The sequence below is a fragment of the Onishia taeanensis genome, from assembly GCF_003268885.1.
Taxonomy (GTDB): Bacteria; Pseudomonadota; Gammaproteobacteria; order Pseudomonadales; family Halomonadaceae; genus Onishia; species Onishia taeanensis_A.
On the sequence record NZ_QLSX01000007.1, the window covers coordinates 178,637 to 198,837 of the forward strand.

Consider the following 20,201-nt stretch of genomic DNA (forward strand, 5'->3'; position numbering starts at 1 on the left):
TGATTATAACGATGCCGGGCAAACCGATCCGGATCGCAGAGGAGTGAACCATGGCACAACATCACAACCCACAGCGTCGCCTCTTCCTGAGAACGATCGGCACTGGCACCGCGGCAGCAGGCGCCTTTTACGCGATCGGACAAGCGCCCCTGGTTCAGGCAAAGACTACGCCGTCGACTGCTCCTGACGCGCCTCGCGGCTATCGAGAGACCGACCACATCCGCCGTTATTACGCCACCTTGCGCGACTAACCCGGACCGCCCTTTCGGCCAAGAGGATCGACACCATGCGATTGACGCGTACTTCCAACACCGCCAAGGCCAGCAATGGGCTGGGCATTTCCCGCCGGCAGTTTATGCAGCGCAGTGCCCTCGCCACCGGTGGCATCGCCAGCGCTGGCTTCATGGGCCATTCGATGGTCCGCTCGGCGGATGCCGCCGACGAGACACCGGTCCTTGATTCACCGGTGGAAACCAAACGCACCATCTGCTCGCACTGCTCGGTCGGCTGTGGCGTCTATGCCGAGGTTCAGGAAGGCATCTGGACGCACCAGGAGCCGGCCTTCGACCACCCGATCAACCGCGGGGCCCACTGCGCCAAGGGCGCCTCGCTGCGCGAGCATGGTCACTCCACCCGTCGCCTCAAGTATCCGATGAAGCTGGTCGACGGCGAATGGCAGCGGCTTTCCTGGGACGATGCCATCGAAGAAATCGGCAACAAGGTCCTCGAGCTCAGCCAGACCTACAGCCCAGACAGCATCTATTGGCTGGGTTCGGCCAAATTCAACAACGAACAAGCCTACTTGATGCGCAAGTTCGCTGCCCTGGCCGGGACCAACAACACCGACCACCAGGCGCGCATCTGTCACTCGACCACCGTTGCCGGGGTCGCCAACACCTGGGGCTACGGAGCGATGACCAACTCGCTCAATGACCTCCAGAACAGCAAGTCGATCCTGTTCATCGGCTCGAACCCCAGCGAAGCCCACCCGGTCGCCATGCAGCACATCCTGCTGGCCAAGGAGCGCAGCAAGGCGCAGATCATCGTCGTCGATCCGCGCTTCACTCGCACCGCCGCCAAGGCAAACAAGTATGTGCGCCTGCGCCCGGGTTCAGACGTCGCCTTCATCTGGGGCCTTCTGTGGCACATCTTCGAGAACGGCTGGGAAGATAGCGAATACATCAACCAGCGCGTCTATGCCATGGACGAAGTGCGTGCCGAAGTCGCGGCCTATTCACCTGATGTCGTCGAAAACATCACCGGTGTCCCCGAGGCGGCCATGTATGACACCGCCAAAACCATCGCCGATAACCGCCCCGGCTGCGTGGTCTGGTGCATGGGTGGCACCCAGCACACCACCGGCAACAACAATACGCGTGCCTACTGCATCCTCGAACTGGCGCTTGGCAACATTGGCAAGTCTGGCGGCGGGGCCAACATCTTCCGTGGCCACGACAACGTTCAGGGCGCTACGGACCTCGGTCTGATGTCACACTCGCTGCCGGGCTACTACGGCCTCGCGGAAGGTGCCTGGAAGCATTGGGCCGATGTGTGGGGCCTGGACTACGAGTGGCTCAAGAGCCGCTTCGATCAGTCCGACTACACCGATGGCAAGCCGATGTACTCAAGCGGCATCACCGTCTCTCGTTGGATCGACGGCGTACTCGAGAAAGAAGACCAGATCTCCCAGCGCTCCAAGCTCAAAGCGATGTTCTACTGGGGCCACGCGGTCAACTCGCAGACTCGCGGGCCGGAAATGCAGAAGGCCATGCAGCAACTCGAGATGATGGTCATCGTCGACCCCTACCCGACCGTGGCAGCGGTCATGAACGGTCGCACCGACGGTGTCTACCTGCTGCCGGCCAGTACGCAGTTCGAGACTTACGGTAGCGTGACCGCCACCAATCGCTCCATTCAGTGGCGCGATCGGGTCATCGAGCCGAGCTTCGAGTCCAAGCCTGACCACGAGATCATGTACCTGATGGCTCGTAAGCTGGGCTTTGCCGACGAGTTGTTCAAGAACATCGAAGTAAACGGCACCGAACCGCTGATCGAAGACATCACCCGCGAGTTTAACCGCGGCATGTGGACAGTCGGTTATACCGGCCAGAGCCCTGAGCGCATCAAGCAGCATCAGCAGAACTGGCACACTTTCAGCTTCAACGACCTTAAGGCCGAGGGTGGCCCTGCCGATGGCGATTACTACGGCATGCCGTGGCCCTGCTGGGGCACCGCCGAGATGCGCCATCCCGGCACGCCGATCCTCTATGACACCTCAAAACCGGTCTCGAAGGGCGGTTTGACGTTCCGCGCCCGTTTCGGCATAGAGCGCGACGGGGTCTCGCTGCTGGCAGACAACTCCTTCAGCCAAAGCTCAGAGCTCGATGATGGCTACCCGGAATTTACCGCCGACATGCTCAAGGACTTGGGCTGGTGGGATGATCTGACGCCTGCCGAAAAGCAAGCTGCCGAGGGCCGGAACTGGAAAACCGACCTGTCTGGTGGCATCCAGCGCGTGGCCATTGCCCATGAGTGCGCGCCCTTCGGCAATGCCAAGGCGCGCTGCAACGTCTGGACCTTCCCGGATCCCATTCCCAAGCATCGCGAGCCGCTCTATACCAGCCGGCGCGATCTGGTGACAGACTATCCGACCTGGGACGACGTCGCCTCTCACTACCGGCTGCCGACGCTCTACAAGAGCATTCAGCAGAAAGATGTTACCGGCCGCTACCCGATCATTCTGACCTCGGGTCGCCTGGTGGAGTACGAGGGCGGTGGCGAGGAGACTCGCTCTATGTCCTGGCTGGCCGAGCTACAGCAGGAGATGTTCGTAGAGATCAATCCGGCCTTGGCCAATGATCTCGCGGTCAAGGACGGCGAGATGGTCTGGGTGGAAGGTGCCGAAGGTGGACGCGTCAAGGTCAAGGCCATGGTCACCCCGCGCGTTGCCCGAGAAGTGGTGTTCATGCCTTTCCACTTCGGTGGCATGTTCCAGGGCGAGAACCTGCATGATCGCTACCCGGAAGGATCGGCGCCCTATGTACTGGGCGAGGCCGCCAATACCGCGACCACCTATGGCTACGACAGCGTGACGCAGATGCAGGAAACCAAGTGCACCCTGTGCCGCATCGAACGGGCCAGCTGAGACCCGAATACCTATAAGACATCCCCCCGGGCATGACCGGGCCCGGGGGTGAGGAGATAACCATGGCGACGATGAAATTCATGTGTGACGCAGAACGCTGCATCGAATGCAACGGCTGCGTGACCGCCTGCAAGAACGCCAACGAAGTGGAATGGGGTATCCAGCGCCGGCGCGTGGTGACGCTGAACGACGGCGAGCCCACCGAAGTCTCGATCTCGGTGGCCTGCATGCACTGCGACGACGCTCCTTGCATCGCGGTGTGCCCGACCGAAACCCTCTTCAAACGTGACGACGGCATCGTGCTGCATGACAAGGACCTGTGCATTGGCTGCGGCTACTGCCTCTACGCCTGCCCCTTCGGCGCCCCGCAGTTCCCGGGCACCGAAGCCTTCGGCGAGCGCGGCAAGATGGACAAGTGCACCTTCTGCGCCGGTGGACCAGCTGACTCCAAGGAAGAGGAGTACGAGAAGTACGGTGCCAACCGCATTGATGAAGGCAAACTGCCACTGTGCGCCGAGATGTGCTCCACCAAGGCACTGATCGCCGGTGATGCTCAGACAGTAGCGGACATCTTCCGTCAGCGGGTGGTTCAGCGCGGACACGAAGATGGCGCCTGGTCATCAACCCAGCGAGTCGGCCCGCAAACCTCGATGGATAACCTCGCCGTTGACGCGACCCGTCAGGAGTAAGGAGGCCCTATGCACACCCACAACGCATGCCTGGCCCTTGGCCGGCGGCTGACCCTGCTCCTGCTGCTGGTGACAAGCCTGTTGCTTGCCGGCCAGGCGTTGGCTCAGGGCGCCGATACCGAGGGCGAACTGGCCACCGCCGTGCCACCGGTCGATGCCGAGATCTGGCGACAGGTGAAGAGCGGCGAAAACTTCATCGACACGCGCCACGATTCCACCTACAGCCTGGTCAACCCGAGCGGCGAGACCTGGCGGCAGATTCGCAACCGTTGGGTCTCGCCCTTCGGCCTGATCGCCGTCGGCGGAATGGCCGCTCTGATCCTGGTGTTCTACCTGATCGTCGGTCGCAAGGACCTCCAGGAACCGCGCAGCGGGCGCAAGCTGCTGCGCTGGTCAACACTGTCGCGCGCCTTGCACTGGACAGTCGCGACGCTGTTCGTCGTCCTGGCGCTGACCGGGCTCAACCTGCTGTATGGCAAATTCGTGTTCAACCCTCTGTTTGGCGACGCCGTCTGGGCCGCCATGATGTCGGGTACCAAGCTGCTGCATAACTACCTGGGACCGATATTCGGCTTCCTGCTGATCGTCATCCTGGCCAAGTTCCTGAAAATGAACATTCCCAACAAGACTGACTGGGAGTGGTTCAAGAAGGGCGGTGGCATGATCGGCAAGGAGCACGTCGACGCCCAATTCGCTAACGGCGGTGAGAAAGCCTGGTTCTGGTTGCTGGCCACAGCGGGCGTTCTGGTGATCGCCAGTGGCCTGGTAATGGACTTCCCGAACTATGGGCAAGGCCGGGACACCATGCAGTGGGCCAACGTCATCCATTCCCTGGGCGCCCTGGCGCTGACGGCAGTTTCCCTTGGGCATATCTATATCGGCACCATCGGTACCGAAGGCGCTCTGGAAGGCATGACCACCGGCTACGTCGACGAAACCTGGGCCAAGGAGCACCACAACCTGTGGTACGAAGAGGTCAAGGATCAAGCCGTCACCCCTGACCCTTCGACAGAAGCTAACCAGAACGGTCAAGCCACTCAGCCGCCCGGCACCCCCAGCTAGAAACCCCGGCAGCGACCCTTACCGCCACCAACAGACACCGCCCACCGGCGGTGTCTTTTGTTATGCTTGAGATATCACCGATCTAGCGCCCAGCGGCGCCCCCCAGCAGGAGTCATGACCATGCAACATCTCGACGACGCGACCCGCACCGAACTCGAAGCGGCCGCCTTTCGCCGCCTGCTCAAGCACCTAGATGACAACAAGGACGTGCAGAACATCGACCTGATGATTCTTGCCGATTTCTGCCGCAACTGCCTGTCCAAATGGCTAGTGACCGCCGCCAACGAACACGGCGCCGAACTCGACTACGAAGCAGCCCGTGAGTATGTCTACGGCATGCCCTACAGCGAATGGAAAGCGCACCATCAGGCGCCGGCAAGCCCCGAGCAGCTGGCCGCTCTGGAAGCCCGCAATCAGGACAAGAAGGATAAGGCATGAGCGAGCGTCGCCCCGGCTTCGAACCCCTGCGCATCGCGGTACTCACCGTTTCCGATACCCGTAGCGAAGACACTGACCGCAGCGGCCAGGCACTGGTCGAGCGCCTGACAGCGGCCGGCCATGAGCTGGTCGAAAAGCGCATTCTACCAGACGACGTCTACGTGATCCGCGCCCAGATCGCCGCCTGGATTGCCGCGCCCGACGTACAGGTGGTGTTGACCACCGGAGGCACGGGCTTCACCGGCCGCGACTCAACTCCAGAAGCGGTCGACGTGCTGCTGGATAAACGCATCGAAGGGTTCGGTGAGCTCTTCCGCCACCTGTCCTGGCAGGAAATTGGCAGCTCGACCATCCAGAGCCGCTGTCTCGGCGGGCTCGCCAATGCCACCGTGGTGTTCTGCCTGCCCGGGTCCACTGGAGCCTGCCGGACTGCCTGGGACCGCATTCTCAACGAGCAGCTGGACGGCAGTCATAAGCCATGCAATTACGCCAATCTCGTGATCCCAGAGCGAGGCACTCATGGCTAAAACATGCATCCAGCACAAACCATGCAGCGATCTATCACCCCAGGCCAATCTCGTGATTCCGGAGCGAAGCACCCATGGTTAAAGCACGTATCCAACAGAAGTCGTGCAGCGATCTATCACCCCAGGCCAACCTCGTGATTCCGGAGCGCGGCACCCATGGCTGACCCGACAAGCGAGCTACAGAGCGTCGAAGACGCGCTGTCCGCACTGCTCGAGGGCGTGGTGCCAGTGGCCAGTGAGCCACTGGCCTGCACGGCAGCAGCCGGACGCGTACTGGCGGATGACGTCGCGGCGCGCCTGGACGTGCCGGCCTTCGACAACAGCGCCATGGATGGCTATGCCCTGCGAGCCGCCGACGCAGGCCATTGGCTGTCTGTCAGCCAGCGGATTGCCGCCGGCTCCCAGGCCGCACCGCTGGAACCTGGCACCTGCGCACGCATCTTCACCGGCAGCGAGCTTCCACCCGGCGCCGATTGTGTGGTCATGCAGGAGCGCGTCGAACGCGACGGCGACCGGGCCTGGATACCCGACGACATTCCGGCTGGTGATAACGTCCGCCGTCGCGGGCGCGACGTCAGCACTGGCGCCAAGCTGCTTGCCGCCGGTACACGACTCGAGGCCGCGGCTCTTGGCCAGCTGGCAGGTCAGGGCATCACCGAGGTCACCGTTCGCCGCCGGCCGAGGATCGCCCTGCTGTCTACCGGCGATGAGATCATCGACCCCGGCGAGCCGTTGGCCCCCGGTCAGATCTACAATTCCAACCGCCCCATGCTGAAGCGGCTGATCGAGCGCTTCGGTGGCGAGGTGGTCATGGCCAGGCGTGTCGCCGATGATTTTGCTACCACCTGCCAACTGCTTGGCGAAGCCGCCGAGCAGGCCGATGTGGTGATCACCACCGGCGGCGTCAGCGTCGGGGAAGAGGATCACGTCAAGGCAGCCCTTGAGCAGTTGGGTCAGCTCGATCTGTGGCGCCTGGCCATGCGCCCCGGCAAACCGCTGGCACTGGGACGCCTGCCGAATGCCAACGGCGAGGCCCGGCTGGTCGGCCTGCCCGGCAATCCGGTGTCGAGCTTCGTGGGTGCCTGGATCTACCTGCGTCCGCTGCTCGGCGCCCTGCTGGGCTGTCCGGACTTGTCCGAGCTGCCAAGGCTTAGGGTCAGCGCCGACTTCACGACCCACACCAAGGCACGGCGACATTACATGCGCGTCGACCTGCGCTTCCTGCCCGAGGGAATCGTTGCCAGCGCCTTTGCCGATCAGAATTCGGCAGTGCTGTCTTCCTGCGTGACGGCCAACGCGCTGGCCGTGATACCCGCCCATTCAAACGTAACCCCGGGCGATCTCATCGACTGCCTGTGGCTGACGGAAGCCTGACACCAGGCGCCCTCAACGCGTGCTCCATGTCCGGCCAAAGCGAACGGAAGTCGGCCTCCAGCTGCGAGTAGTCGGCTTCCAGCCAGGGGCGCAACTCGGCCAAGCGATTGGGACCGCTCAGACGTTGACCAATGCCCGCGATGGCGCGACAGGTGAAGGTAAAGTCCGCGTAGCGGGTCAACCAGTCCTGCTCGACCAGCACCGGCACCATCGACGCCAGTCGATCAGGCGCCTGCTGGGCATCGAGCAGCCGATAGCAGCGCAGAATCAGCGCCTGCTGGGCAGGGTCGTCGGCCAGCAGACGCGATAGGAAGTGATCCCAGACCAGATCGAGGGCGATACCCGCGTATCGGCTACGACCCTCGGGTGCCCTGCCCCGCGCGGCTCTCGTGCAAGGATGGCGATCAACGAGGGCATCGGCACGGCGATGATGGCGAATTCCATCGGCCACCGACGCTGGCCAAGCGCTCAGGTCACTGCCCTTGACGCCATCGGCGATCAGGTTGCCATACAGAAAGTCATCGCTGCCGTGGTGAGACAGCCAAGCGTGGGCGAGAAAGTTCATGGCGCTGACTCCTTGACGCCGACGTCTGTTTCCGCCGCCTCTTTGTCACCTGCTCGCCCACGACGTGTCTCGGACACCTTCACAGGCAGTTGGCTGGCTTGGGCAGCCCGGCAAGCCGAGCCCCGACCTTGGCCGGGCTATCCGGGAACAATCGCATCAGGTGTAGCGACTTGCCTTTCTCGACGCCTAGCGCCAGCCCCACGGCCTTGACCAGCGGGCGCATGGCCGGCGCCATTTCGTAGCGCGCATAGAAATCGCGCAGCACCTCGATTACCTCCCAGTGCTCAGCAGTGAGGGTGCGCTCCTCCTCTGCCGCCAGCGCCTCGGCTACCGCCGGCGACCAGTCCCCCATGTCGACCAGAAACCCTTCAGGATCCAGGGCAACTTCCTTATCAAGCACCGGAAGATAACGGTATATTTCACTAGAGGCCATCAGTACCAGCTCACTGTCTTGTCGGCTTCTTCGGTCAGGGTCACGAAGCCCCCAACGTCAACGATATTCACCTGATCAGCGCAGCGGTCTAGCAAGCCGCGGGCAGAAAGATCCTCCCGCAGGGCAAAGAGCCGCCCTGCAAGGCCCGTGAAAAGCGACGCCTGGGCAGGCAGAGCGCCCAATACGCCATCTTCGATTAGCAGCAGCCGATCATCGGGGCCCATCGCCGCCAGGGCGTCATCGACGGTTCCACCGGTCGCAGGCGAGCGATTGAGAAGGTGCAGGATCATGCGAAAGGCTCTCCTTGTAGCCGGTACCCAGTGGCAGTTTTTTCGTAACCGGGAGACAGTGGCTGGATTCAAATAACCGAAAGGAACCGCCATACAGGCATGGCGACGCGCTCAGAAATTCAGCACCAAGCGGTGGCGACCGAGCAGCGTTGGCAAGGCATCGCCCTCCACCACTGATACCGGCAACATCAGGTCGTCAGTGCCCAGGCCTCGGCTTGTCAGGGCACGAGCATCGACCAGCAGCGTCTCGATATCATACATGGCCAGCATATCGATCACGCCATGGGTGCCCTTCTGGCCAAGCGCTCCCGCCTGCTGGCCGGTCAACAGCGCCAACACGCCATCACCTGAAAACAGCAGCGACACCCGCTGCCCGAAGGCGGCGGCCACCAGCGCAGTATCGAGGCCTTCCCGTAGCCAACTGGAGCCGTGTGGCGAATGGCGCAGAATGACCAGCAGGTCGCCCTCGGCTACGCCTTCAACTACGCCTTCAACTACGCTCTCGTCTATCGAGCTCTCTGTCTCGTTCATGCCCCCCCCTTGAGCGCTGCATCTGTTCCGTCAGCCGTTATCTCAGACCCATTCATCGCTCGGCTATATTCACGGTGAAAAAGTGACCAAGCGATCATGGCTAAATCCCGCTTCCACCAACTGGCCAAGCCCGGTCAACTCGAAGGGAGGCTCAAGGCTATGCCCGGACTTGCCGTGTCGTGCCGCTTCTCGTTCGTCGAGCAGGCCACGGCGAAGAGCGGCGGCGATGCATACCAGCAATTCGGTACCGTACTCGTCATGCAGCGCGCGCCAGGCATCACCCAGGTGGGGCTCATCCTGTGGCGGCGCCGCCAGGCGAGCCGCATTGTAGACACCGTCGTGATAGAAGAACACCGTATCCAGGCTGTGGCCACGCTCGACCACTGCCCGGGCAAACCGCAGGGCCGAATGGGATGCCTGTGAACTGTAGGGCGCCCCCTGAACCAGCAATGCATAGCGCATGGTTTCCTCGCAGCAAATGGCGCTTGAAAAGGCCAACGTATAATAGGCTCTAAAGGATCTGTTTTGCTGAGCAGACGCTCAGGAATGCCCTCCCGAAAACGACATGCTCTGGTACCCACCATGCCAGAAAAGGCTTGGCCGGGAACCACTCAACTAAAACGACGCATCCAGAAACGACTTGGCCCCGCCGAATCGGCGGGGCCAAGAACGAATCACCTGCCGAACTCAGTCGTTGCTCATGATGCCGAGAATCGACAGCAGGCTGATGAACAAGTTGTAGATAGAGACGTACAGAGTAATGGTCGCGAGGATGTAGTTGGTTTCGCCACCGCGATGCACGATCTCGCTGGTCTGGAACAGGATGGCGGCTGACGAAAACAGCACGAAGCCTGCAGACACCGCCAGTGACAGCGCCGGAATCTGGAAGAAGATACCCGCCACCATGGCCAGAATTAGCACGATGGCACCGGCCGTCAGGAAGTTGGCCAGGAAGCCGAAATCTTTCTTAGTAATCAGCGCCACTGCTGACAGGCCAACGAAGGTCGCGCCCGTCATGGCAAGCGCATTCATGATCAGGGCCGCGCCATTGGGCAGCGTCAGGTAGGCGCTAAGGATCGGCCCCAGGGTAAAGCCCATGAAGCCGGTGAAGGCGAAGGTCGCCAGCAGGCCCATGGCCGAATTGGCGGTCTTGTGCACCAGGAACATCAGCCCGTAGGCGCCGATGAAGAAGACCAGGATATTCATCTGCTGAACGCCCATGGCCACGGCAGCGCCGGCGGTCAGAGCAGAGAACAGCAGCGTCATGGCCAACAGCGCGTAAGTGTTACGCAGCACCTTGTTGGCGCTGACGGCACTCTCCTGGCGTTGTGTTACATGAGTGTCTTGATAGGCCATCTGTCGATGCTCCCTTTGTTGATAATCATACATTCGACCAAGGATGCCGCGTCAGAGTTCGCGACGCAAGAACATAAGGTTGATTCGCGCATCAGGATTCAACGCCACTGGCTGATCGCCAAGCGGTTATTTTTCAAGCGTCTTCGATGTTCGAACAACAGGCGTGCAGGCGTCAAACACCCTAGCAGCCGGCCACTGACGCCATTCAACGACACCTCGTGACACCCGGCAGCGATGGATATACTGCGGTTTCAGACACTCAGGAGGAAGGGACATGATGCGATGGAGCTTGGTGGTAATGCTTGCCCTGATGCTTGCGGGCTGCCAGATCGCCCCGCAATGGCCTACGACGCCCAGTGGTGAGCCCAGTATCGAGGAACTGCCAGCGCCCGAAGAACCTCCACAGGATGGCCGCATCCCCCGGCAAGTACGTTTTCCCGAGGGTGAATATGCCGCCCTCGAGAAAACCGGCAATGCCAGCATTCGCGGCCGGCTCTATCAACACGATTCTCGAGGAAACCTGGTCCCCGGGGCCGGCGAAACGGTCTCCATCGCGCCCATCACCACCTACTCGGCAGAAGCTGCCGAGGTCGTACTCTCCGGGCGCGCTATCGCCCCGGCCGACCCGCGCGCCCGGGAATACACGCACTATGCTCGCACCGATGCCGACGGCAATTTCGTGGCCAACGGCCTGCCGGCGGGTGACTACTACGTCGCCGGCCGGGTCGGCGCCCTGAACGGCCGCCCGATCATTCACCAGGTCAGCGTACGAAGCGGCCAGACGGTCTCGGTCACCCTCAAGCGATAATGCTGGGGGGGCGCCGATGTCTGGCAATAAGGTTGCCAGCCCCCTCTCGGCGCAAGCGGCACTCATGCGACACCTGCCATTCTCGGGGCTTAGCTCGGCCCCCACCTGTTGCCACTGTCTCGCGAGCCTGCGTTGCTCAATTTGCATAAACCTTGACCCAGAGCACGCCAAGCCGGCCATGTCGCTACCGGGCGGGCCTATACTTCAAGCGCTGCGCAGCGAACCCTTATCGATGATGCAGGAGCTACCGAGATGCCGAACTACAAGGTCTTCAAGGCCATCAGCGTATCCGATCCTCCCGACACGCCGGCCGAATGGTGGGTCGTCGACAATCGGGCACCGAGCCAGCATGCCGCTCGACTGGTCGTGGATCGCTTCGAGACTCAGGAAGAAGCCGAACACCAGGCGGCCAGGCTCAATTCGGAGTGAATGAGCAGGCGCACCTCTCAAGGCGATGCATTCAGCGTGCCCTTTATGCTTTGCCTTTTCGAAAGGCACGCAACACGCGCGGCATCTGCCGCGCGCTGTTTTTTAACGGGCTGTCTTGAAGGGATAGCCTGGAGGCCTCGTCTAAAGGGCTTCGGTTTCAGGTTCGCGAACCCGCCTTAGCGGTTCACATCCACCACGATGCGCCCACGTACCTTACCCTCGATCAGTTGAGCCGCCGTTTCGATGGCTTCCCCGAGATCGATCTCGTGGGCTATTTCATCAAGAATCGCAGTATCCAGGGTCTCCCCCAACCGGTTCCAGGCGGCCAGACGATCCTCGCGGGTGCGCATTACGCTATCGATGCCGGCAAGGGTCACGCCACGCAGGATGAACGGCGCCACGGTCGACGGAAAGTCCATGCCCTGAGCCAACCCACAGGCCGCCACTACTCCGCCATAGCGAGTGCCGGCACAGACGTTGGCCAAGGTGTGGCTGCCCGCCGAATCGATGGCGCCAGCCCAGCGCTCCTTGGCCAGTGGCTTGCCTGCCTCAGCGAGATCAGCCCGATCGATGACATCCGTGGCCCCCAGGCGCTTGAGATAGTCCGCCTCCTCCGGTCGCCCGGTCGAGGCCATGACCTCATAGCCAAGCGCTGCCAACAAGGCGATCGAGAAGCTGCCCACCCCGCCATTGGCCCCAGTGACCAGCACCGGCCCTGAAGCGGGGGTCAGCCCGTGGCGCTCGAGTGCCATCACCGAGAGCATGGCGGTATAGCCCGCCGTACCAATCGCCATGGCCTGCTTGGTCGAAAAGGCCTCGGGCAACGGGATCAGCCAGTCGGCCTTGAGGCGCGCCTTCTGGGCAAGCCCGCCCCAGTGGCCCTCACCGACGCCCCAGCCATTGAGCAGCACAGGATCACCCGGCTTGAAGCTTGCTGAGTCGCTTGCCTCGACGGTCCCCGCCAGGTCGATCCCCGGCACCATGGGAAAGCGACGCACCACCGGCCCCTTGCCGGTAATGGCTAGGGCATCCTTGTAGTTAAGCGTGCTGTACTCCACCCGCACGGTCACCTCGCCCTCGGGTAGCTGAGCGTCATCCAACTCCGTCAGTCCGGCGCGATAGCCGGCATCGTCCTTCTCGATCAGGATGGCCTTGAACATCACTCCTCCTTTTAGACTGATCGTCTAATCGTGGGTAAAAAAACTCGACACGTCGATCGAGTACCGGCGTCAGTCACGTCGGCGGGGTAATCCCGACATATAGGCGGTCACGAAGGTGTCCAGCGGGTCCGGCGATTCCTTCAGCTTTGCACGCATGACGGCTCCTTCCCAACCGATCCAGAAGTAGTCCGCCAGGGCATCGCAATCCGCATCGGGCGCCAGCGCACCACTCTTGCGTGCCTCGACAAGGCACTCCGCCAGGCGCTGCTGCCAGTCGCCGAGGACCTGCTCGAGCGCGGCACGATAGCTGTCCGGCAACAGGCCGACTTCCTGTCCCAGGTTGCCCACCAGGCAACCGCGCCGAAAACCATGTCGGGCCATGCCCTTCTTGGCATCTTCGGCAAAAGCATTGATGCGTGACAGCGGCGGCAAGGACTCATCACGCAAGTGACGGTCGAGTTTGCGCGCAAAAAAGGTCGCATACTGCTCAAGCACGGCACGCCCGAATACCTCCTTGCTGGGGAAGTAGTGATAGAAGGAGCCCTTGGGCACACCGACGCGCTTGAGGATGCCGTCGATGCCGGCTGCCCGGAAGCCCTGCTCGGTAAGCACTTCCAACCCGCTGCGAATCAACGCCTCACGGGTATTCGGATTGCCTCGCGGCACTCTGGGCGGCCTGCCACGGCGGCGAATGGTGGTGATGTCAGTCATGAGAAATAATTTAGACCAGTCGTCTAGCCCACGACAAGACACCCCCGACCAAGGTGGGAGGCGACGCCTTATTCGCTGGACGTTGACTGAGGCAAGGTGGATGACTGCGGCGACGAGGGAGCCCGCGAGGCCCGCCACTGTTCCAGATACGAGAGCAGCGCCGGAATCACGGCCAGCACCAGCAGCGTCGAAAAGCCCAGGCCGAAGGCGATGGAGACCGCCATCGGAATCAGGAACTGCGCCTGAAGCGAAGTCTCGAACAGCAGCGGCATAAGGCCGCCAATGGTGGTCAGCGAGGTCAGCAGCACGGCCCTTACCCGCTGTACCGCGGCTTCCACCAGCGCCGTATCAATGTCGAGGCCCTTATCCCGCTGCTGGCGGTAGAAGCTCACCAGGATGATGGCGTTATTGACCACGATGCCAGAGAGCCCAAACAGCCCGAACAGCGAGAGAATCGTGAGGTTGATGCCCAACGCCCAGTGGCCCAGCAGCGCTCCCACCAGCGCAAACGGAATGATCGCCATCACGATCAGCGGCAGGCTCCAAGAGGCAAAGACCCAGGCCAGCACCACGAACATCAGCGCCAGCCCCATGATCAGGCCGGTGCGCATATCGCCCAGCGTGTCGCGCTGATCCGCCGAGCGGCCCTCGAAGCTGTAGCGCAGGCGGTGCTCCTGAGCCAGCTGCGGCAGTACCTGGGCCTCCAGGCTGGCCAGCACCTGGTCAGCGGAGGTAACGGCCTGATTGAGGACAGCAGTCACTTCGACAGCGAGCTGTCCGTCGGCATGCCGCAGCGCCTCGAAACCCTGGCGATAGGAGATATCCATCACCTGATCGAGCGGCACGAAGCGTCCATCCTCGAGGCGAATCGGCAGACGCGACAGGGTACTCAGCCGCTCACGCTGTTCTCGAGGCAGCAGGACTTTCACCTCGATCTCATCGGCACCATTTTGATACTTCTGAACCAGGCGCCCGTCGAAGGCCGAACGCAGTTGCCTGCCTAGCGATTCCGTGGTCAGACCCAGCGCCTCGCCCCGGGGGCTCAAGGAATAGATGAGCTGCTCTCGCCCCCAGGGCATATCGTCATTGGTATTCAGCACCCCGGGCAGGTTGGACAGCGAGGCGGCTAGCGACGTCGCTGCCTGCTTGAGAACCGCCGGGTCACCACCGCTCAGGCGGATATTGACGTCCTCTCCCGGGGGCCCCGCGCGACGCTCGCTGATGCTCAGATTATCAAGTCCCGCCGGGAGGCGAATTCGCTTACGCCAGGCGGCAATGAACTCGGCATTGCGCACCTCGCGGGCATCCGGAGAGACCAGCTCCAGCCGCATCGCGCCGACCTGGTCGCCGCTTCGACTGCCTCCGCCATCATCGAGGCTTCTGCCGTGCAGTGTCACGGCGTGCACCACCAGCGGAACGTCGAAGGCCTGCTCGGTCTCAGCCAAGGTGTCTTCCAGATGACCAAGGAAACGATCCACCCGTTCACGGTCGGTGCCGGAGACGAAGCTGGCATTGGCGTAGAGGATGCTTGATTCAGGCGTCGGGAAGAACTCGAAGCTGATCCGCCCACCGGCCAAGAGCCCAATGGTGACAAGCATCACAGCCAAGCCGGAGGCAATGGTGCTGGCGCGATGGCGCAGCGTGAACACAGAAAAGGCCCGAAAAGGCCCCTCTCGAAAGCGCTCGAAGCCCTTATCAAAGCGCTCGCGCAGCCGCGTGATCAAGTGTGGGCGGCGGCCCACCGGTGCCGGCGGGAAGGCATGACGCAGATGCGCCGGCAGCACGATAAAGCACTCGAGCAAAGACGCCGCCAGCACACAGATCATCACTAGAGGGATATCGACGAGGATGTTACCGATCACCCCGCCTACCACCAGCAGCGGCATAAAGGCCGCCACGGTGGTCAACGACGAAGCCAGTACCGGCCATACCATGCGCTTGGCCGCCCCTTCCGAGGCGAGATGCGAGGCTTCGCCGAGGCGGTAGTGGGCATCGGCATCCTCGCCGACCACGATGGCGTCATCGACGATGACCCCCAGCGCCATGATCAGCGCGAACAGCGAGATCATGTTGATTGACCCGCCGATGCCCCACAGCACCGCCAACGCCGCCAAAAAGGCAGTGGGAATCCCCACCGCCACCCAGAAGGCTACCCTTCCCGGCAGGAACAGATACAGCAGCACCATGACCAGCAACAGCCCTCCCAGACCATTGCCGACCAGCAGTGAAATACGATCATCAATCAGCTGCCAGCTCTCGTCATAGGCTTCGATGGTCACCGACGGCGGCAAGGTCGGACGGGTATCGGCCAGCCACTGCTCAAGCACCCGGGCTGCATCGAGGGAGTTGCCGTCCTCGGCACGCTGCAGCAGCAGCTCAACCGCCGGGACCCCGGAGCGAGACAGAGTGGTCTGGCCGTCCTGAGGCTCCTGGCGCAGGGTGGCAATATCGCCCAGGCGCAGCTGTGCCCGTTGATCGGCAATAACAGGCAGCTCGGCGAAGGCCTGGGGATCGCGACGCTGCTCTACCGAGCGTAGCTCGCGGGTGCTGTCTTGCTGTCCCATCAGCCCCGCCGGCAGATCCCGGGACATGCCCTGCACCCGTTCAGCGATCTGATCGAGGCTGAGTTCAAGCGCCATCAGCCGCTCGGCAGGCACCTCGATGCTGATCTGCTGCTCCGGCAGGCCACTGATCTCCACCCGGTCGATACCGGCCTGCAACAGTTCATTCTCGAAGCGGTGCGCCAGCCGGCGCAGTTCTGCGGGGGCCAGGTCGCCATGTATCAACAGCCTGGCGATCGGATCATAGCGGGCGACCCGAATCACCTGAGGTCGCTCGGCATCGGCGGGTAGATTGGTGAACTCATCGACCTGCTGGCGAACGTCATCCAGCGCAATGACCGGATCGGTGCCCTCGTTGAACTCCAGCGTCAGACTCGACACGCCCTGGGCGGAGGTAGAGCTCATGCGCTTGAGTCCCTCCACGCTCTTAAGGCGCTGCTCAAGGGGCACGGTAATACCTTCCTCGACGTCTTCCGCCGAGGCACCGCTCCAGACCACCTGCACGCTGACCACATCCAGCGCGAATGTCGGGAAGAACTGGATGTTCATGCGCAATAACGCCAGGGTCCCGCCCAGCAGCATCATCAGCATGATCAGGTTGGCGGCCACCTTATGGTGGACGAAGAAACCGATGATGCCGCGGCGCCGACTCAAGGCGTCGACTCCTCGCCGCTGCTCGCCGCCGTCGAGTTGCCGTCATCGACCAGCAGACCGTCCACGGCGTTGGGCAGGTGAGTCGTCACCACACGCTGCCCAGAGGCAAGCGCTCCGCTTGCCACTAGCAGCCAGCGCTCTCCAGAGGACATCGTTGTGTCATCTGTTACAGTTTCATCCTTTTCAGCGTCATCCTGCTCAGCCGCCCCCGGGACCGTCTCCCCCAGCACAGTCTCACCCAGCACGGTCACGCTCAGCCGCTCGAGGCGGTCGTCATCATTCACCAGATAGAGGGTGTCATTGCCGTAGAGGGTGCTGTAGGGCACGGCCAGGGTGTTGGCCACCGGCGGCAGTTCGAGCAGCACGGAGAGCATGCTACCGGGGCGCAGCAAGCCGCGTTCGACGGTGGTCGCGAGAGAAGTCGTGAGAGGGTTTTTGAGAGAGCTTGCGACTGACAGTATCGCCTCGGTGCCGGCAGGATCGCCCTCCCCGGCCAGCCGCTCCAGGCGCAACTCGATGTCTCGCTCGGAGACCCTGGCCCGAAGCGGCAGACCCTCGCGCAGCGCGGTAAGAATGTCGTCCTGATAGCGGTTGGGCACCCGAGCCCGCAACTCAAGCCCTGTCACCGGATAGATGCTCAGCAAGGCCGCACCGCTGGCGACACGATCGCCGGGAGCGGCTTCAATACGCGTAACCACGCCATCGAAGGGTGCCATGACGTGACTGCGCGCGGCATCTCGCTCGGCGATTTCAAGGCCTGCACGGGCACGCTCGAGCTGGGCCTGAAGTCGTCTGAGGCGGGTCGGATGCTCGTCGAGCAGGCGCTGACGATTGGCCACGGTCAGCTTCGCCTGGTCTTCGCCGTCACGGGCGTCATCGAGCTCAGACTGGGAAAGGAGATTGCGCGAGGCCAGTGATTGAGCCCGCTCAAGACGGCGCAGCGCATTATCGAGAATCGCCTGCTCCCGACGCAGTGCCTGCTGATCATTGGCATAGCCGATCTGTTCGCTCTCTATCTGCGCTTCGAGATCAGCGACCTCGGCACGCGCCTGGGTCAGCGGCGGCTGTACATCGGCTTCGTCAAGCGCCACCAACAGCTCGCCCTCGGCCACACGCTGGCCATCATGTACCGGCCGCATCGCCACTCGCGCCGCCAGAGGCGCGGTCACGGTGATCAGGTCCGGCGCCACCACGCTGCCATACAGCGGCACCACCGGCCGATGCGACGCCAACTCGACCGGCATCGACGTCACGCGCCAGCTCCGCTCCTCGGCCGTCACCTCAGCCGGGGCCGGCGCCGTCATCTTCAGGTAGACGAATACCAACCCACCCAAGGCCACGATCAGCAAGGGAATGAATCGCTTGAACACAGGGCCCCCATCGAGCCGGCATATCATGCAGTGATGATACAGCCTATTGCGGGTTCCCGCGCTGGGACAAAAGTGCGCATCAGGCATGGGTATCGCCAAGGCTCGATGGGCGCTGGCACTGGCTCAAGCGAGAGGGTTCCTCGTCATCAAGGACCCTCTGCCAAGGGTCCGTTGCCGCCCCATGCAACGCGGTCAGCGAGATACGAGCTCAGAGAGAGACTGGACGGCGGCGAGCATGCATGGGTGCACGTTTGCAGAGTCACTTTACTCAGGGGCTTGCCTTGATGTGTATCAAGGCGGCCATGGACGCCTCGTACCATGCTAAGTGGGTGGTCGTTGGCAACCGCTGCACCGGTTGCTTTTCATCCAAGGAGGAAGCGTCATGAAGGCATTGGTATTCCATGGTCCCGGCAAACGCCGCTGGGAAGACAAGCCGCGTCCGGCGATCAACAAGCCTACGGACGCTGTGGTGCGCATCACCCATACCACCATCTGCGGCACCGACCTGCATATCCTGAAGGGCGATGTCCCTGCGGTGACGGACGGGCGCATCCTGGGTCACGAAGGCGTGGGGGTGGTCGAAGAAGTCGGTGAAGGCGTGAGCAATATCCAGGTTGGCGACGAGGTGCTGATCTCCTGCATCACCTCCTGCGGGCGCTGCGACTATTGCAAGCGCGGCGTCTACTCCCACTGCCGCGACGGCGGCTGGATCCTCGGACACTTGATCGATGGCACCCAGGCTGAGTACGTGCGTATCCCGCACGCGGATAACAGCCTCTATCCGCTACCCAAGGAGATGGATCGCGCGGCGGCGGTGATGCTCAGCGACATCCTGCCCACCGGGCACGAGATTGGCGCGCTGAACGGCGAGGTCACGCTCGGCGATACCGTCGCCATCGTCGGCGCTGGCCCTATTGGCCTGGCAGCGCTGATGACCTCGCAATTCTACTCTCCAGCGCGAATCATCATGATCGACCCCGATGAGAATCGCCTGGCCATGGCGAAGCAGCTCGGCGCCACCGACACCATTGCCCATGACCCGATCGAGGCCATTGAAAAGCTTACCGGCGGCGAAGGCGTGGACGTGGCCATGGAAGCGGTGGGCATCCCCGAGACGTTTGATATCTGCCAGCGCATCGTTCGTGCAGGCGGCCATATCGCCAATATCGGCGTGCATGGCAAGAGCGTCGACCTCCGGCTGCAGGACCTGTGGATCAAGAACATCACCCTGCGCACGGGCCTGGTCAACACCGACACCATTCCGGTGCTAATGCGGGTCGTCGAGAGCGGCGGCGTCGAGCCCGCAGGGCTGGTGACCCATCGCTTCAAGCTCGACGAGATCGAGAAGGCCTACGATATCTTTGGCGAAGCGGCAAAGGAACAGGCCATCAAGATGCTGCTGACCGTCGAGTGAGCGACTGGTGCAACCCATGGCGCTCACTCTCGATCAGCAGTATTCGCACGGTTCACTTCTCCCTCCCCTTCCGTCCGCGACGATATCTACATGAGCTGAAAGCTGCCGGGGATGTCTGCTCCCGGCAGGAACAGTGTTGTGTCTTCAGGTTGCCGTCAGGAAGTCCGCCTATCGTGACCGCAAGCCATATCCGGAGATGATCATGAACATGCTACTGCGGGTTACCACGACCCTAGCCGCGGCGTTTACCGCCAGCCTCGCGGCCGGAACGAGCTTCGCCGACAACGACTGTCGTGATCCGATCGCCGAGTGGCAGCCCCGGGATGTGCTTCGACAGGCCCTCAAGGCGGAAGGCTGGAAGGTACGCCGCATCAGGATCGATGACGGCTGCTACGAGGTCAGAGGCTTCGATCAACATGGCAACAGGGTCGAAGCGAAATATTCACCGGCATCGCTACGGCTGCGCGAGCTGGAAATCGAGAACGACGACGATAACGATGAAGATGACGACGAGCATCACGATCGCGACGACGATCACGACAGAAAAGACAGGCGCCTGCGCACTCATGCCCGCACCGCTCCCAACAACGGCATCGTCAGCGGCTCCCCATCCCCTCGCAACGAGTAACTCGCCACGCCGTGCCAGCACCTCTGGGCCCTGCCTCAGCTAAGGCATCGCAAGAT

The 20,201-nt window shown here is 62.4% G+C and carries 21 protein-coding genes; 11 read left to right on the forward strand and 10 right to left on the reverse strand.

Annotated features, from left to right (window positions below; genetic code table 11):
- The first annotated feature begins 50 nt into the window (after window positions 1-50).
- The 7 genes from BCL93_RS11145 (at window position 51) to glp (ending at window position 7,235) form a co-directional block, all read left to right on the forward strand.
- Window positions 51-251 carry a twin-arginine translocation pathway signal gene (locus BCL93_RS11145; RefSeq protein ID WP_112055350.1) on the forward strand — a complete coding sequence of 67 codons (201 nt, stop codon included), beginning with the start codon at window positions 51-53 and terminating at the stop codon, window positions 249-251.
- Between the two features lie 35 nt (window positions 252-286).
- Window positions 287-3,145: a formate dehydrogenase subunit alpha gene (locus BCL93_RS11150; protein WP_112055351.1), complete on the forward strand. Its 2,859-nt coding sequence runs from the start codon at window positions 287-289 to the stop codon at window positions 3,143-3,145.
- A gap of 62 nt (window positions 3,146-3,207) precedes the next feature.
- The gene (fdh3B, locus tag BCL93_RS11155) at window positions 3,208-3,834 is read left to right on the forward strand and encodes a formate dehydrogenase FDH3 subunit beta (protein ID WP_112055352.1); all 627 of its coding nucleotides are present in this window, start codon (window positions 3,208-3,210) and stop codon (window positions 3,832-3,834) included.
- A gap of 9 nt (window positions 3,835-3,843) precedes the next feature.
- Window positions 3,844-4,896 carry a formate dehydrogenase subunit gamma gene (locus BCL93_RS11160; protein WP_112055353.1) on the forward strand — a complete coding sequence of 351 codons (1,053 nt, stop codon included), beginning with the start codon at window positions 3,844-3,846 and terminating at the stop codon, window positions 4,894-4,896.
- Between the two features lie 120 nt (window positions 4,897-5,016).
- Entirely contained in the window at window positions 5,017-5,334 is a 318-nt protein-coding gene (locus tag BCL93_RS11165) for a DUF1244 domain-containing protein (protein ID WP_112055354.1), read from the forward strand.
- Window positions 5,331-5,861 (forward strand): molybdenum cofactor biosynthesis protein B, encoded by a 531-nt coding sequence (moaB, locus tag BCL93_RS11170; protein ID WP_112055355.1) that lies wholly within the window; start codon window positions 5,331-5,333, stop codon window positions 5,859-5,861. Before BCL93_RS11165 ends, moaB begins: the two co-directional genes overlap by 4 nt.
- Before the next feature lie 156 nt (window positions 5,862-6,017).
- Window positions 6,018-7,235 (forward strand): gephyrin-like molybdotransferase Glp, encoded by a 1,218-nt coding sequence (gene glp, locus BCL93_RS11175; RefSeq protein WP_112055356.1) that lies wholly within the window; start codon window positions 6,018-6,020, stop codon window positions 7,233-7,235.
- Here the strand turns inward: glp and BCL93_RS11180 are convergent.
- The 6 genes from BCL93_RS11180 to BCL93_RS11205 form a co-directional block, all read right to left on the reverse strand.
- A complete protein-coding gene (locus tag BCL93_RS11180) occupies window positions 7,204-7,800 on the reverse strand; it encodes an ACP phosphodiesterase (protein ID WP_112055357.1) in 597 nt (198 codons plus the stop codon). The genes glp and BCL93_RS11180 overlap by 32 nt on opposite strands.
- A 79-nt stretch (window positions 7,801-7,879) precedes the next feature.
- Window positions 7,880-8,233, reverse strand: a complete 354-nt coding sequence (locus BCL93_RS11185; RefSeq protein WP_112055358.1) for a TusE/DsrC/DsvC family sulfur relay protein — start codon at window positions 8,231-8,233, stop codon at window positions 7,880-7,882.
- Window positions 8,233-8,523, reverse strand: a complete 291-nt coding sequence (gene tusB / locus BCL93_RS11190) for a sulfurtransferase complex subunit TusB (RefSeq protein ID WP_112055359.1) — start codon at window positions 8,521-8,523, stop codon at window positions 8,233-8,235. The genes BCL93_RS11185 and tusB overlap by 1 nt, the downstream gene beginning before the upstream one ends.
- Before the next feature lie 111 nt (window positions 8,524-8,634).
- The gene (gene tusC, locus BCL93_RS11195; RefSeq protein WP_112055360.1) at window positions 8,635-9,054 is read right to left on the reverse strand and encodes a sulfurtransferase complex subunit TusC; all 420 of its coding nucleotides are present in this window, start codon (window positions 9,052-9,054) and stop codon (window positions 8,635-8,637) included.
- A 69-nt stretch (window positions 9,055-9,123) separates the two neighbouring features.
- Window positions 9,124-9,516: a sulfurtransferase complex subunit TusD gene (tusD, locus tag BCL93_RS11200; protein WP_112055361.1), complete on the reverse strand. Its 393-nt coding sequence runs from the start codon at window positions 9,514-9,516 to the stop codon at window positions 9,124-9,126.
- A 225-nt stretch (window positions 9,517-9,741) separates the two neighbouring features.
- Window positions 9,742-10,410 carry a Bax inhibitor-1/YccA family protein gene (locus BCL93_RS11205; RefSeq protein WP_112055362.1) on the reverse strand — a complete coding sequence of 223 codons (669 nt, stop codon included), beginning with the start codon at window positions 10,408-10,410 and terminating at the stop codon, window positions 9,742-9,744.
- A gap of 274 nt (window positions 10,411-10,684) precedes the next feature.
- Here BCL93_RS11205 and BCL93_RS11210 point away from each other — a divergent pair, with 274 nt between their 5' ends.
- Window positions 10,685-11,218, forward strand: coding sequence for a carboxypeptidase-like regulatory domain-containing protein (locus BCL93_RS11210; protein WP_112055363.1), 534 nt, complete (start codon window positions 10,685-10,687; stop codon window positions 11,216-11,218).
- Window positions 11,219-11,470: 252 nt separating this feature from the next.
- Window positions 11,471-11,647: a hypothetical protein gene (locus BCL93_RS17265; RefSeq protein WP_181463084.1), complete on the forward strand. Its 177-nt coding sequence runs from the start codon at window positions 11,471-11,473 to the stop codon at window positions 11,645-11,647.
- Window positions 11,648-11,823: 176 nt separating this feature from the next.
- Here BCL93_RS17265 and BCL93_RS11215 read toward each other — a convergent pair whose 3' ends face one another.
- The 4 genes from BCL93_RS11215 to BCL93_RS11230 all read right to left on the reverse strand — a co-directional run bounded on the left by BCL93_RS11215 (window position 11,824) and on the right by BCL93_RS11230 (window position 18,103).
- Complete coding sequence (locus BCL93_RS11215; RefSeq protein ID WP_112055364.1) at window positions 11,824-12,807, reverse strand: MDR family oxidoreductase; 984 nt, start codon at window positions 12,805-12,807, stop codon at window positions 11,824-11,826.
- A gap of 69 nt (window positions 12,808-12,876) precedes the next feature.
- Window positions 12,877-13,518 carry a TetR/AcrR family transcriptional regulator gene (locus tag BCL93_RS11220; RefSeq protein WP_112055365.1) on the reverse strand — a complete coding sequence of 214 codons (642 nt, stop codon included), beginning with the start codon at window positions 13,516-13,518 and terminating at the stop codon, window positions 12,877-12,879.
- A 68-nt stretch (window positions 13,519-13,586) separates the two neighbouring features.
- The gene (locus BCL93_RS11225; protein WP_112055366.1) at window positions 13,587-16,733 is read right to left on the reverse strand and encodes an efflux RND transporter permease subunit; all 3,147 of its coding nucleotides are present in this window, start codon (window positions 16,731-16,733) and stop codon (window positions 13,587-13,589) included.
- Complete coding sequence (locus BCL93_RS11230; RefSeq protein ID WP_112055367.1) at window positions 16,730-18,103, reverse strand: efflux RND transporter periplasmic adaptor subunit; 1,374 nt, start codon at window positions 18,101-18,103, stop codon at window positions 16,730-16,732. Before BCL93_RS11230 ends, BCL93_RS11225 begins: the two co-directional genes overlap by 4 nt.
- Window positions 18,104-18,485: 382 nt before the next feature.
- Here BCL93_RS11230 and BCL93_RS11235 point away from each other — a divergent pair, with 382 nt between their 5' ends.
- On the forward strand, window positions 18,486-19,517 hold the full coding sequence (locus tag BCL93_RS11235; RefSeq protein ID WP_112055368.1) for a zinc-dependent alcohol dehydrogenase family protein: 1,032 nt from the start codon (window positions 18,486-18,488) through the stop codon (window positions 19,515-19,517).
- Between the two features lie 202 nt (window positions 19,518-19,719).
- Window positions 19,720-20,145: a PepSY domain-containing protein gene (locus BCL93_RS11240; protein ID WP_258396398.1), complete on the forward strand. Its 426-nt coding sequence runs from the start codon at window positions 19,720-19,722 to the stop codon at window positions 20,143-20,145.
- Window positions 20,146-20,201 lie beyond the last annotated feature (56 nt).

Coding starts and splice junctions, on each gene's coding strand:
- BCL93_RS11145 (WP_112055350.1), top strand. CDS start 51: ATGGCACAACATCACAACCCACAGCGTCGCCTCTTCCTGAGAACGATC.
- BCL93_RS11150 (WP_112055351.1), top strand. CDS start 287: ATGCGATTGACGCGTACTTCCAACACCGCCAAGGCCAGCAATGGGCTG.
- fdh3B (WP_112055352.1), top strand. CDS start 3,208: ATGGCGACGATGAAATTCATGTGTGACGCAGAACGCTGCATCGAATGC.
- BCL93_RS11160 (WP_112055353.1), top strand. CDS start 3,844: ATGCACACCCACAACGCATGCCTGGCCCTTGGCCGGCGGCTGACCCTG.
- BCL93_RS11165 (WP_112055354.1), top strand. CDS start 5,017: ATGCAACATCTCGACGACGCGACCCGCACCGAACTCGAAGCGGCCGCC.
- moaB (WP_112055355.1), top strand. CDS start 5,331: ATGAGCGAGCGTCGCCCCGGCTTCGAACCCCTGCGCATCGCGGTACTC.
- glp (WP_112055356.1), top strand. CDS start 6,018: ATGGCTGACCCGACAAGCGAGCTACAGAGCGTCGAAGACGCGCTGTCC.
- BCL93_RS11180 (WP_112055357.1), bottom strand. CDS start 7,800: ATGAACTTTCTCGCCCACGCTTGGCTGTCTCACCACGGCAGCGATGAC.
- BCL93_RS11185 (WP_112055358.1), bottom strand. CDS start 8,233: ATGGCCTCTAGTGAAATATACCGTTATCTTCCGGTGCTTGATAAGGAA.
- tusB (WP_112055359.1), bottom strand. CDS start 8,523: ATGATCCTGCACCTTCTCAATCGCTCGCCTGCGACCGGTGGAACCGTC.
- tusC (WP_112055360.1), bottom strand. CDS start 9,054: ATGAACGAGACAGAGAGCTCGATAGACGAGAGCGTAGTTGAAGGCGTA.
- tusD (WP_112055361.1), bottom strand. CDS start 9,516: ATGCGCTATGCATTGCTGGTTCAGGGGGCGCCCTACAGTTCACAGGCA.
- BCL93_RS11205 (WP_112055362.1), bottom strand. CDS start 10,410: ATGGCCTATCAAGACACTCATGTAACACAACGCCAGGAGAGTGCCGTC.
- BCL93_RS11210 (WP_112055363.1), top strand. CDS start 10,685: ATGATGCGATGGAGCTTGGTGGTAATGCTTGCCCTGATGCTTGCGGGC.
- BCL93_RS17265 (WP_181463084.1), top strand. CDS start 11,471: ATGCCGAACTACAAGGTCTTCAAGGCCATCAGCGTATCCGATCCTCCC.
- BCL93_RS11215 (WP_112055364.1), bottom strand. CDS start 12,807: ATGTTCAAGGCCATCCTGATCGAGAAGGACGATGCCGGCTATCGCGCC.
- BCL93_RS11220 (WP_112055365.1), bottom strand. CDS start 13,518: ATGACTGACATCACCACCATTCGCCGCCGTGGCAGGCCGCCCAGAGTG.
- BCL93_RS11235 (WP_112055368.1), top strand. CDS start 18,486: ATGAAGGCATTGGTATTCCATGGTCCCGGCAAACGCCGCTGGGAAGAC.
- BCL93_RS11240 (WP_258396398.1), top strand. CDS start 19,720: ATGAACATGCTACTGCGGGTTACCACGACCCTAGCCGCGGCGTTTACC.